Genomic DNA, 12,890 nt, shown 5'->3' with positions numbered 1-12,890 from the left:
CGCGCCCGCCATTTGTGCTGAGCGATCAAGCACTATCCATGGCGCTTTGTTCAACTCGCTTTGGGGCGCAGCACTGCACACGATTCCTGTCGTCCCACGCCTCAAGCTCATCGACCCGGTAGAGGACCGCTTTACCGATTTTTACGAACGACGGCCCGATCTTCATCGCACGCCAGTTCCGAAGGGTGCCAACGGAAACGCAGCCACGATAGCGTTCGGCTACCTCTTCCGGCGTGAGAAATGTGGTCTCTGGCATAATCCCTCCTTCGGCAGAAGACCTGCCGTTGATGGTCGAGCGCGATGCGCATTTCGGGATGTGTCGGTCATTCAGAGGCACCGGCACGCTGGCCGTGCTTTGATGGTGCACGCTCCTGCATGACCAAACATGAGCGCGCGGAAGTGGTCAGGGAAGTATCAATCGTCAGGCGTAGGGAACGCGGATAGTCGAGGATACAAATAGGCGGGGATGCGTAGTGGTCTTCCCGTTTGCAAAGGCTTTTGATGCCAGATGCAGTGAGGTCATCACGCTGACCTGTCGAACGACTCTGGCTCGAGCCGAATTTGCAGGTCTACGAGCAGGTTGGAGTCCATGCCGTCACCGGCCAGGGTTTGCAGGTAGTCGAGCAGATCGTCCTGCCGCGGTTGACCGAAGGCCAAGCGATAAACTGTGAGGCTGCGTTTGAGCCAGGCGAGCCGCGTGACTTCGCGGCTGAACGGCAACATCGGCACGCGCCGTTCGACCCGCACGGAGCCCTCGTAGATCCAGTAGGGGATGAGGTCGGTATCGACCGTGGCCTCGGATCGCGCCTGTTCGAACATCAGCCGCCACGGGTCATCGGGAACCTGCCCGCGCGCCCTGACGACAGCGGCCTGGCGTTCCGCCAGGTTGAGGCGCACGGCGTGGCCCTTGAAGCGATGAACCCGGCCTTCGCGCTGTTCAAGGTCCACCGGGTTGCCCGGCAGGTTCCAGTGGTAGACGCGATAGCAATAGGGATGAAAATCCAGCCCCTCCTGACCGACGGACGTCGTGGCGAGAACGAACGGCCTAAACGGCGAATTGAAGGCGTCGCGCACCCCTCCAAGCCGCGCGACGGCGCCGTCCTCGTCCTTGTAGTCGGCGAGCCGCATCGCAAAGCGCCCGCGCATCTGGAATTTGCCGATCGTGAGGGCGTCGCCATCGACATGGACGTCATCGACGTCGATCTGCGAGGGGCGGACGGCCAAGGCCAAGGCCATGGCCCGGGCCACGCCGATCGCGCGCTCTGCGGCGGGACGCGCTCCCAGACCCTCGGCGTCGACGAGGTAGTGGGCGTATTCGTCCAGGACGGCCTGTAGATTGTGATCCGCACAATAGGTCAGCACACGATGCCAGTATCGATCGTCGGCGTTGCGCCTGAGCAGGGCCACGGCGTCGTGCTGGTTGAACAGCGTCCGGAAGGACCAAGCGACATCGGCTGCTGCGCTGAGCAAGCGCGGGTCATCCCACGCTAGTTCTGGCGCGATCCGCTTGAGGGCGCGAAGCGCGCAGACCGCCGGACTGCCGAGCGCCACATCAACCAGCAGGTCCGGGAGATCGGCGGAAGCGGCGCTGATCGTGCGCGTCTTTACGGCGTCCGCGAGTTCGGCGACGTGATCCTGGAAGGCGTCTTCGCTAGCCAAGGCGCGCATGCCGTGGGACGATTCCAGCCAGGCGCGGACGTGCTTGCCGAGCGCATCGTCGATCACGGCGGGCGCGGCCCATTCCGCGCCTGCCGTATCGCCGTCTGATCCTGTGGCGTGCGGGATCGCGTCCAGCGCGGGCTTGAGCCGATCCCTGATCGCGGCGCGCATCGCTTCGTGCGAAACGGCGGCGTCCTGCTCGGCGAACACCGCGAGCGGATCAGCCAGTTCCGCCAGCGCCGGCGATGGATAGATGAGCAGCAGGGCGCGAAGGCCCGCGAGACGTCCCTGATCCTGACGGAACTGCAAGGGGCGCAGACGATGCTGCTCGAAATAGCGGCGGCCGGAGTCCCCAACCCCCATACGCCGTTCGGCTTCGTAGGACAGCAGGGCCGCGACCGCGTCGGGCACCATGGACCACGATGAGAAGATCAGCGCCTTGGTCAGCGGCGGGCCAGACGGCGTCGCGCCATAATAGGGCATGGCGGCGGGGATCCAGAGATTTTGCTCGAGATGCTGGCCGAACATGTCATCCATGATCGCCCGCATACGGCCGTTGGCTGGCTCCAGCGGTGCGTAGGCGTCGATGGACTCCCGATCGAGCATGGTTGGACGCGCCGTCCGGATGGCGTAGCACAGGCTCGCCGTAGGCGCCTGCGCCTGGGCCGCCAGAAGCTGCTTCAAGCTGTAATGGCGCATGAAGTTGAGCAGGTAGGGCGCTGATTTCCAATATTCGATGATTTCCGGGGCGTCGAGCGCGCGCGCCACCTGCGACAGGGCCGACGCCTGGGCGAGGTCGGCGGGCGCGACCGAGACGGCGATAGCGGGCTCGCTCATCATGGAATCGCGTTCGACCGTGGAAGCGATCCGTTCGGTGCGGGCGATCACGCGGCGCAGGCGCTGTTCGATCGTCTTGCGGGCCTCGACGGCTGAAGCGTGCGATTGCGGGAGGGCGTGCAGGAGGCCGCGGAAGGCGCGCATTTCGTGCGCCAGGGTGGCGGCCACCTCCGGGCCTTTCTCCCGGCCATAGAGGAAGCTCAAGGTTTCGAGGAAGTCCTGATAGTGGTCGCCTTCGTCCGGCTCATCGCCGGCGAGTGTGAGCATCCGGTACGGCGTGGCGGACAGCAGCAGGGTGCGGGCAGCGTGTCCGTCGGCCCCGGAATAGTCGAACAGTTCGCGTGCGAGGATCGCCGCATCGCTATCGCCATGCAGGAGGTCCCGGAACCGCTGGAACTCGTCCATGATGATCAGGTCGGGCTGGAGGGCGTCGACGCATGCGTGGGACAGTTTGGCGCGGAGCCGGGCGACCAGAGCGTTGCGCGGCTGGGTCATCTCCGGGGGATAGGCGTCCCGTCGGCGCGGGAAGAGGTCGCAGACCCGTTCGAGCTCCTCGAAGAGGTCGCGGTCCGCCTGCACGTCGCGGTGGAAGCGCGCGATGATGCGTTTGTCGACGCCTTCAAGGGTGAGGCTTTCCACGGCGCGGTTCCAGCCATCGACGCCGGCCGTCACCTGCAACAGGTTGTGGAGGCCGCGCGGGCGCGAAACGAGATCGCGCAGGAGGTGGCACAACAGGGCGCGTTCCTGCGTCACGCCCGTCGCGGAGCGCAAATCGAAGGTCGTGCCCGGCGTCAGGCTGATGAAGTTCACCTTGTTGGCGTCGAGGCCCGTCTGGTCCCGCAGCTGCAAGGGAATGAGGGTCATGCGGGTCGGCAGGGCCAGTTCGCGCCGGCCGAGCACATTCAGCCGGTTGAGGTTCTGGGCGGCGATCGCCTGGTTCGAGCAGATATAGAGGATGTCGATGCGTTTGGTGCTGTCCCACAGGTGCTCGATCATCCGGGCGATGACCCCGCGCGCCACCATCGTCTTGCCCAGACCGACCTCGTCGGCGACCAGGAATTGGCGGACGGGATCGTCCTGGCCGTAGAGCCGGTCGAACACATAGTCGACGGTCCGCCGCTGGAAGACCTTGAGAGGGGCGAGCGCCGTTTCGGCGCGGAACCGTTCATTGCCCATGCGCGGCGTCCTCGGCTGCGAGCGCGCCCCGGAATGCGTTCCACAGGGCGCGGAATTCGGGCGGGATCGGATCGGTATCGGCGCCGTCTCCGGTTTCCAGGCGCGCGATCAGCCTTTCGATGGCGCGCAGCTGGTCGCCGCCGCGGCAGAAGGCGCGGACCATCTCCTCCAGGATCGGCGCATCGTCGCTTGCCGCGCGCCATGCGCCCTGGCCCGAACCGTCTTGAGCCGCCAGCGCCGCGGCGAACGGATCGCCCAATTCGGAAAGCAGCAGCCGCAGATAGCGAAAGAAGGCGTCCTTGCTGTCGATCACCCAGCGCAGGATGGCGGCGTGGCGCTCGGCAGGCAGCCCTTCCATGATGAGCCCGGTGCTGAACAGGATGGAGACGTCCTTCTGCTCGTCCGTCAGCTGGCAGGCCAGGAAACGGGTGAGGTCGACCAGCGGCATCGCGCCCAAGTCCGCGGGCTGTCCCTGCCGAAGCCGCTCCAACCCATCGCGCGCGTGACCCTCGCCCCGCGTGATCGGCCAGACATGCAAGCTACCGATCCCGGCAAGGGAGAGCGGCTCGGACGGGACCAGCCAGACCCGCCAGAGCGGCGCGCCGTCATCTGCGGGTTCGGCGCGTTCGCAACGTAGCCTGAGGCCGCTGCGGCAAATCTCGCGCCGGGCCTGATCCAATCGCGCCTCGGCGGCGCGTTGCGCGGCGTCTCCAGGGTTCAATTCGTCGCGGACAAATGGTCGCGTCAACCGGCCGAACCCTTTGTCGCCAAGGATTTCCTCGACGCTGCCGACCCGCGATCGCTTGCCGGTCAAGGTCGCGAAGAGCTCGACATTGCGGCCGGTCACCAGCGCCGGCCGTGTGGCGTTGCCGGATCCGACCGTGATGGCGGTGTCCCAGCCGCGCTCGGCGATAAAGGCTTTGGCGTGAAGGCCCTGCAAGGTCGTCGCATCGGCCTCTTCGCCGTCTTCGGCGACTGCCATTTCGTCGAGCACGGTGACGCGGGCGAAACGGTCGAGTGTCGCGCCCGACACCTGCACGAGTTCGTCGGACCGTCCGATGAAGACGGGCTTGTCGGCGCTGGCCAGGCCGGCGAGCATCTCCAAGGTCTGGTCGTCGCAAAAAGGCGAGACGACGCCGAGCCGCGCGCAGGGGTCGGGACGCCATGGCTTGCCGCCGAGGCCATTGACCGCGAAGGTGACGCTCTGGAACGGCTCTGGCAGGCTCCATTCGGCGCGTCGCAGGTCTTCGGCGATTTCACCGACAAGGGTGCTGGTTCCGTCCGGCGCGCCCGCGGTCGCCAGATCGGGGAGCCGACGAAGGAAATCGGCGAGCCCACGGTTGGCGGCCTTTGGCTGCTTCGTGATCACGCCGTCGAAGGAAGCGGCGATATCCCAGGAGCGGTCGCGCGTCAGGTTGCGCGACAGGATGATCAGGCGCAGCCGCGCCGGATCTTCGGGCCTCAGCGGCGTGAAGCGAAGCGCCCACATCTTGGGATGGAAGGCGCCGCCCTGCGGCGCGGCGACCTCGACCACGATGCGTTCCAGCAAGGAGCACAGGCGGGAATGCGGACGCGCGCTGGCCTGGATGTGGCCGGCGTCGGTGAAGACGACGAGCCGACCGGCGATCCGCTCCGCGCCTTCCAGCAGGGCCAGGGGATGGGAGAGGATATCGTCGCGATTTTCGGCGGCGAAGAGGGCCAGGCTGACCGGCACGGCGAGCGCGGTCTCGAAGTCGAGGGAGTAGGTCGTGGCGACCGCCGCGTCGAAGACATAGCCGGCGGGCGGCTGAAGATTGGCGCCGTAGAGCATGCGCTGCTCGGGATCGAGGCTGCGTCTATTCAGCATGGGCAAGATCCCGCAGGTGAGACTTGGCCTGCGCCCAGCGGAAGCTGAGGCGATCGGCGCCCGATGCGCCGGTCCAGCGGTCGCGCACGGCGTGATTGCCGAAGCGGGACTGACTGGTCTTGAGGCGGCGTTCGCGTTGTTCGACAAGCTGGCGGGCCCCTGGCGCCGAGATCACCTGGCCGACCCCGCCAAGAACCAGCTCGCGCCACTCGGTCACGAAGCGTTTGGCTGCGGGGCGGACGGCGTGCGCCGGATGCTCCACGACGGACCAGAACTCATCGAGCGACCAGGCGCGGACGGCGCCGGGGTCGAGGTCGTCGCGCCAGGCGGCAAGCCGCTCGCGATACGCCTCGATCCAGTCGTCGCGCTGGCGCAGCTCGCTGAGTGCGAGGTTATAGAGCAACGCCGCGCCGTGCATGACGTGGGAGAAGATTTCGCCGTGCTGGACGAGACGGCGGGCGGCGGCAGGAAAGGCCGACAGATGGGGATGCATCCAGATATGGTCGCAGTCCGCGTCGATGCCTTCGCGCGCCAGCATGGTGAGCAGAGCGGTCGGCTGACTGGCGACCAGGCGGTCGATGAGGAACTGCGCCTCGTCGGCGGTCAGGCGGAAGTTGGCCTGATCGAGCAGGTCGTCTGGCATCCGCGGCAGGGCCGGATTCCAGACGGCGGGCGCCGGGGCGCTGGCCAGGGCGTCCTCGCTTCCGGATGCGCCGCGCGAGCGGCCACGGCCGCGCAGGGCGACGAACAGGCTGTCGAGCGAGCCGGGAAAAGCCCGAATGCCCCACGCGCCCAGCCCCGCCCAATAGACCGAGCTGGGCAGCCGCTGGAGCCGTGGGCCCGCATCGCGGCCAATGACGCCATTGGACTCGCCGCCGGCTTTCAAGGCGTCGGCAAGCCGGATCTCGGTGTCGCGCGCCTCGGCGCGGAGCTGGGCCTCGGGGATTTCTCGCTTCTCCAGCGCCCGATAGAGCCAGGGAATGAAGAGCATGTACCGCAGGCGCGTCTGGATCGTGCTGGTGCCTGGAAAGAGGTGGTCGGCGATGGAATCTCGGATCGCCCCCAATCCCAACTCGTCGCGGGTCTCGCGCTCCTGAAAGAGCGCCATGATGCGTTGGGCGCGCTGGCGCTCGGCTTCATCGAAATCGATCCATCCAAGAGATGACATGGGTTCAGCCGGCCCCATGCTCAGAAAGGGACGATGGCGGGTTCGTCGGTTGGACGGGAATGACGTTGCCGGACGTCATCAGCACGATCAGGCCGCGTTCGGCGCCGGTCATGTCAAGATAGGCCCGAACCTGCGCCCGATAGTGATCGAGCGTTCCAGGCGCCGGCGTCACATCGCCTTTCCAGTCCACGACGACGGCGGGCCGGCCTGCGTCGGTCAGGGTCAGGGCGTCCGCGATCCCGGCCGTCGCCGTCTCCGCCCCGTCGGCCTGATGCACGGCATAGACAGGAAACTCGGCCTGGAGCTTCGGCAGCAGGGCTGCGATGTCGGGCAGCGCCAGGGTCCGGGCGACGCAGCTCGCCAGTTCTGCGCTCGACAGGCCCGTCGCCGGATCGGCGACCGGGGTTCGTCCGAGGGCGCGGATCAGCACGCCGGCCCGTTCGGCGAGGGCCGCCACTGTCCGCTCGGTTTCGCCGGTCAGCACCTCTTCCATGAGCTTGTGCAGGATCAGGCCCCGTTCACGGCCGCCCTGGACCAAGGCGGCGGCGTCCAGCTCGGGAGACGCGTCGTCGGCCGTCCCGGTCCAGATCGCCGTCTCTTCTTCCCTAAGGACGGCACCGGCGGCGTTTTCGTCGCGGCTGGGTGCAAGCCAGGTCAGCCGCGTCTGTCCGGCGGCGATGGTTTCGGCTTCCGCGGCGAAGCTTGCGCGCGTCTGGTCATTGACCGCTCCGGCGCCGGCGGTCGTGATCCCGGCAGGCAGATGCGCGGCATCCAGGCCGGGAAGCTCGGCAAGCGAGAGATCGACCAGACCGATCCAGGCCGATTTCGATGGCGTCGTATCGAGCCGCGGCAGAACGAGAAGTTCGCGGGCCCGCGTGGCGGCGACATACCAAAGCCGGATGCGTTCGCGATCCAGCTCGTCCTTTTCCGCCTGGCGCGCGGTCTCGTAGCCATCGGGCGCGACGCCGAGGACCGGGCAATAGAAGGTGTCTGTCTGGCGGTCGATGACGGCGCTGTCCGGCGCCATGACGCCGGTCATGGTGTTGATGGGGATGACGATCGGCCATTCCAGCCCCTTGGCCGCGTGCATGGTGAAGAGCGCGACGGCTTCTTCCTGGGCGTCCGGCCGGCCTTCGACCGCCCGCGCTTCGTCGGACCAGGCCGCTGTCATCGCCTCGGCGAAGGCGCGCAGGCCACGCACGGCGTAGCCGGTCGACAGGCTGAGATAGAGATCGACATTGGCCAGCGCGCGCTCGGCCTGACCACGATGGCGATCAAGGAGGATCGGGCGAACCCGCATGACGTCCACGGCCTGCGAGAGCAGAGCGTGCGGGGTCGTGCTGTTGCCGCGCCGGAGAATCGATTGCAGCCGCTCGATAACCTCGCGCACGAGCGGATGGGCGATGACCGCCGGGTCGACGCCGAGGTCGAGGCGCGGGATTCGAGCGGGTTCGTCCTCGGCGCGCGGAAGCCCCCAGACGACGTCCAGCAATTCTTCCTCGGTGAGGCCGACCAGAGGTCCGCGCAGCAGAGCGCCGAGCGCCAGGGTATCGCGGCGATCGGCGAGGACGCGGGTCAGCGCGATCAGGTCCTGGATCTCCTGACGGCGGAACAGGCCCTTGCCGGCCTGGGTCGCCACGGGAATGCCCCGGCGCTCCAGGGCCTCTTCATAGCGCCACAGCTCCGCACCGGTCGGCGCCAGCAGGGCGATGTCGCCCGGCTGGCAGGGGCGTTCGGTCCCGCTGCGCCGGTCGATGACGGGCTGGCTGTCGATCAGCCGCGCGCACAGCTCGGCGATGGCGTCAGCCTCGGCGTCGCGCTGCTGCTCGGCGCTCGCCTTGCCGTTCTCGTCCGCGACGGCGATGTCGATGGCGGCTACGCACAGACCGCCTCGGTCGTCGTGGAACGGGTCCAGAGCGGTGAAGCCCGGCTGTCCATCGGCCGAGAGCACGGCCTCGAAGCGCTCATTGACGAAGGTGAGGATCGAGGCGCAGGAGCGGAAATTGGTGGAGATCGACAGGAGGCTGTCGGGGTCCTGGGCGCGAAAGGCGTCGCGGGCCTGCACATAGGCGCCGACGTCGGCGCCGCGGAAGCGATAGATCGCCTGCTTGGGGTCGCCGACCAGGAAGAGCGCCCCCGGCCGGATGTGGAACTGGGTCCAGTCGTCATCGCTGTCGACCGGCTCGCCGCACAGACGCCAGAAAATCTCGGTCTGCAGCGGGTCGGTGTCCTGGAATTCATCGACGAGGACGTGGGCGAAACGCCGCCCGAGCGCGCGGCGAACGTCGTCATGGTCGCGCAGCAGATCGCGCGCGGCGAAAATCAGATCGTCGAAATCGAGTTGAGCGCTGGCGCGCTTGTGGGCGCGGTAGCGGTCCAGGATCGGACGCGCTTCCTCGATCAGGGCCGCGAGGGTCCGGCTCGCCGCGGCCTGGAGAAGCAGGGCCCAGGCGTCGCAGCAGGCCGTGTAGTGGGCGTCGGCGGCGTCGTTCAGCCGCTCGCCATCGGCCTTGGAGAGACCGGCCTGCTTCGCCGCGGCCGCCCATTTGCCCTTCTTGCGGTAAGAGGTGAAGGTGCCGGCCTTGGTGCAAAGGTCCGGGTGGGGCCGCGAGGTGAGGAGCCCGACGAGCCCAGCGGGCGTCGCCAGATCAGGTCCGCCGGCCAAGGCGGTCGCCATCTCGATGAGCCGTTCGACGATCGTCACGGTTTCAGGTTCGGTCGCCGTCGCCGCGTCCATGAACCCCGCGAAATCCGCCGTCGCCTGCCGGAACGCCGTCAGGTGGCCGTCGAGCGGGGAGATGGGCGGCGCTGCGAGCGTGCGACGGCGGCGCAGATTTTCGGCGATCTTGTGGACCAGCGCCACGGTTTCGCCGGGGCTGTGCAGCACCATCTCGGCGAGGATACCGCCCTGGTTGCCGGACAGGCGCTCGCGCAGCCAGTCATCGACCATTTCGAGGAAGGTGAGATCGGCTTGGTTGCGATCCATGACGCCGGCGCCGGGATCGATGTCGGCCTCCGCCGGATAGGGTTTGATCAGGCGCTGGCAGAAGCCGTGAATGGTCGAACAGGTGATTTCGTCGATCGCGGCGCTGGCGGCGGCGAGATTGTCGCAATGGGTCTGGGTGAGGCCGTCGGGCAGCGCAATGCGCAGTTCGGTCGCGATCTTGCCGATCGAGAGGTCAGCGACGAATTCACGGACACGGGACAGCAATTCGCTCGCCGCAAGTTCGGTGAAGGTGACAGCGGCGATGGCGCGCGGCGAGACGCCTTCGGCCAGCATGGCGGCGATACGTCCCGCCATGACGGCGGTCTTGCCCGATCCCGCCCCGGCCTCCACCAGGATCGACCGGTCGTGGACGCTGATCGCGGCGCGGCGCGCGCCATCGTCCTTCAGCCCTGTGGACACGCTGCTCATCATTCCACCTCCCAGATCCGAGCGACTTCGCCCAGCCGCTCAGTCGCGGCCGGGAGTTTGCGTTTGCAATAGGTTGCGCCGGCGTTGGCCGGCAGGGCGAAGGCGAGATCGTCATAGTCGCCGCCGGTATCGGGGCCAGGTAGGGCCGCGCCGCCGGCGAGGCTGGTCCTGGCCGCCCGGAGATAGCCCGTGATCTCGGTAAGCACCGCCTCGGGATCGTCGAGTTGGAGATCGACCGGTTCACGCGGGTAGAGCAGCGAGGCGCTGATGGCGACGTCGTCGCCGAGGAGCGCCTTCACCGCGAAGGCATAGAGGCAGCGCTGAAGCTCGCGTCCACCGTTCAGGCGAATGTCGCCGCGCGGCGGCCTGCCGGTCTTGTAGTCGCGAACGAGCGCACGCTTGCCGTCGCCCGAAATATCGAGCCGGTCGATATAGCCGGCGATGTTGAAGCCGGTGTCGGGAATCGTGACCGGCGCGTTCGTGTCCCATGGCGTCGCCGCGTCCGACTTTGGCTGCGAGCCGCCGAACGGCACCTCGCCGAAAGCGCGTGCGCCGGGCAGGACTTCGTCGCCGTAGGCCAGGGCGCGGCCGGCCATCAGGCGCGCGTCGTCGAGAGTGCGGCCCCAGATGACGGAGGGGGGAACGGGGCGCTCGCTTTCCCAATCGGCGGCGACGGCATGCGCGGCCCGGGCGACCGCTGTTTCGATGGTCTCCATGTCGGCGGAGGCGAGCCCGCCGCCGGTTTCGAGATCGCGCAAGGCGCTGTCGAGAACCATATGGACGAGATCGCCGATCCCGAGTGCGTCGAGCACCAGCGGTTCAGCGCTGCTCTGCGGCTCGCGCCATCCGAACGCATAGATCCACACGAAACTGAGCGGGTTGCGCAGCAGGCGGCGCAGCGAGCTGGCCGACTGGGTGCGATCGAGGATGGCGAGCACAAGGGGATGGTCGGCGCGCATCAGCCCGTCATGGGACGTGATCTCGGTCTGTCGCCAGTCACGCCAGCAGCCCTGCGCGCCGATCGCTTGCGGATCGACGGCGAAGTCCTGCGGCCGGGCCATGAGACGGTCGGTTTCGCTGAAGGCGTGGGCCGGCGTCGCGTTGCGGCGCAGGTAGGTTTCATCGCCATGCCCGGCGAGCAGCGGGCTGCGTCCGAGCAGGCGTCCGTCGGCATCGCGCCGGGCGCGTGACAGAACGACCGCGCCGGCGGTCGTGGCGAGGATCGTCTCGAAGTCGCGGCGGTCAGCGAGATTGACCGGCAGCGGATCAAGCACCGGGGTCGGGATGATATGGTCCGGGATCAGCCGGTCTTCGGCGATCCCCCGTGGCCAGCGCGAGGAGTTGAGGCCCAGGAGCCGCACGAAGCGGCGCGGCGACGCCGCAAGCGCGCTGGCCGGCATCCAGGCGACGCAGACGCACGCTTCCAGACCGTCGTCCTGCTTCAGGGTTTCCAGCGTCGCGTCGATCGAGGCGGCGGGTCCGGCGAGCAGCGCCTTGCGCCAGATCGCGAGCGCCCGGCCCTTGAGGAAGGCGTCGCCGATCTTGGCGGCGGCGACGGGGCCTTGAGCCAGAAGCTCGACGCCTGCGCGCAGCGCCGGGGCGTGATCGGCGCCATCGGGCCAGTCTTTAGGCGTCAGGCGGGCGAGCAGACGGTTCCAGGCGCTCGACGTCGAAAGCGGGGCATCGGTCGGCAGGACGCGCAGCCAGCCTTCAGGGAGAGTTTCGAAAGGTCCGCTGTCCCGGCACAGCGTCGCCAGGCGGCGCAGCCGCGACTGCGACAGGCCGCGCACGACGATGTCGGCCAGCGCGGCGGCGGCCTGGCCTTCGCGCGTGGCGACGGTCCGGACTCCGTGAACGAAGTGCAGGTCGATATTGGCGTCCGCGCGCAGGGCCAGGAAGTGATCGTCATAGTCTGCGGGTGAAGCGGTCGCGAGGGCGATTTGTGAGGGCGATACGCCTGCGGCCAGGAGGCTTCGCACCCAGCGCATCGCCTCGATGGCCTCGTGATAGGCCGTCGCCGCGCTCATGGCGCTGACTTCGGGCGTTTGCGCCGACGCGCGCGAAACGGCGACGTCCATGCCTTCCAGCCATGCCGGCGCGTTCCTTGGGCCGGCGGTCCACTGCACGGGAATATGGGCGGTGAGCGCCTGAAGCAGCGGGCGCCAGCAGGGCGAGAGTTCGGTCAGGCCGGTGATTTCCATCGGACCGAGTACCGCCGGCGCATGCGCGAGGCGGGTGGTTGCGGCGGCGACGATGTCCAGGGGGCGCATCATGCCGGCCGGGAGATGGTCGAGGACGGCGGCCTCTAGGCGCGCGATTGCGCCGAGACGAGGATGATCGGCGGCGCGCGCGGCAAGGTCGATGCCGGCGCGCCAGGCTTTATGCAGGGTGTCAGCCGCCGCATCGATCATGCCTGGCAGGGCCTTGATGCTTTCCAGCTCGGCCATCGGCGTCAAAGGCAGGGCGGCCTGGATGGCCGCGCGCAGACTCTCGTCGTCGATCGGACGAACGAAACCGCCGGCCAGCCGCACCGCGGCCTGCTCGAACGACATGATCTGGAGACCGTGACGGCCGTCACGCCCTGCCGCCAGGCGGCCTTCCCGCATGGCGAGGCGGCCGTGAACGACCAGGGTGGATCGATAGGCGATGGTCATGACCGCTCTCCTTCCGGGCGCCTCTTGACGTTGGGGTGCCGCGTCAGCGGCGGCGAACGCCGCCTGACGGCCGGTGTATTGTCCCGAGCGCTGCCGTACATGCTCCCTCCCGCCTGCATCCGATCGTCCATTGAC

Annotated in this window: 6 protein-coding genes; all 6 read right to left on the bottom strand. The window is 68.0% G+C overall.

The window, feature by feature from the left end; genetic code table 11:
* Positions 1-25: 25 nt before the first annotated feature.
* The 6 genes from RHIZ70P_RS09810 to RHIZ70P_RS09785 all read right to left on the bottom strand — a co-directional run bounded on the left by RHIZ70P_RS09810 (position 26) and on the right by RHIZ70P_RS09785 (position 12,755).
* Positions 26-256 (bottom strand): helix-turn-helix transcriptional regulator, encoded by a 231-nt coding sequence (locus RHIZ70P_RS09810; protein WP_100237053.1) that lies wholly within the window; start codon positions 254-256, stop codon positions 26-28.
* 266 nt (positions 257-522) lie between these two features.
* Positions 523-3,672, bottom strand: coding sequence for a helicase-related protein (locus tag RHIZ70P_RS09805; RefSeq protein WP_106754614.1), 3,150 nt, complete (start codon positions 3,670-3,672; stop codon positions 523-525).
* A complete protein-coding gene (locus tag RHIZ70P_RS09800; RefSeq protein WP_115670160.1) occupies positions 3,662-5,482 on the bottom strand; it encodes a phospholipase D family protein in 1,821 nt (606 codons plus the stop codon). The genes RHIZ70P_RS09805 and RHIZ70P_RS09800 overlap by 11 nt, the downstream gene beginning before the upstream one ends.
* A gap of 25 nt (positions 5,483-5,507) precedes the next feature.
* On the bottom strand, positions 5,508-6,686 hold the full coding sequence (locus RHIZ70P_RS09795; RefSeq protein ID WP_100238644.1) for a DUF6361 family protein: 1,179 nt from the start codon (positions 6,684-6,686) through the stop codon (positions 5,508-5,510).
* Positions 6,687-6,690: 4 nt separating this feature from the next.
* The gene (locus RHIZ70P_RS09790; protein WP_115670159.1) at positions 6,691-10,101 is read right to left on the bottom strand and encodes a UvrD-helicase domain-containing protein; all 3,411 of its coding nucleotides are present in this window, start codon (positions 10,099-10,101) and stop codon (positions 6,691-6,693) included.
* Entirely contained in the window at positions 10,101-12,755 is a 2,655-nt protein-coding gene (locus RHIZ70P_RS09785; protein WP_106754611.1) for a PD-(D/E)XK nuclease family protein, read from the bottom strand. Before RHIZ70P_RS09785 ends, RHIZ70P_RS09790 begins: the two co-directional genes overlap by 1 nt.
* Between the last annotated feature and the right edge of the window lie 135 nt (positions 12,756-12,890).

The sequence above is a fragment of the Paenirhizobium selenitireducens ATCC BAA-1503 genome (assembly GCF_900492185.1).
Classification (GTDB): Bacteria; Pseudomonadota; Alphaproteobacteria; order Rhizobiales; family Rhizobiaceae; genus Allorhizobium; species Allorhizobium selenitireducens_A.
Note: the sequence above shows the minus strand (reverse complement) of the source record. Positions and strands in the feature narration are given on the sequence as shown.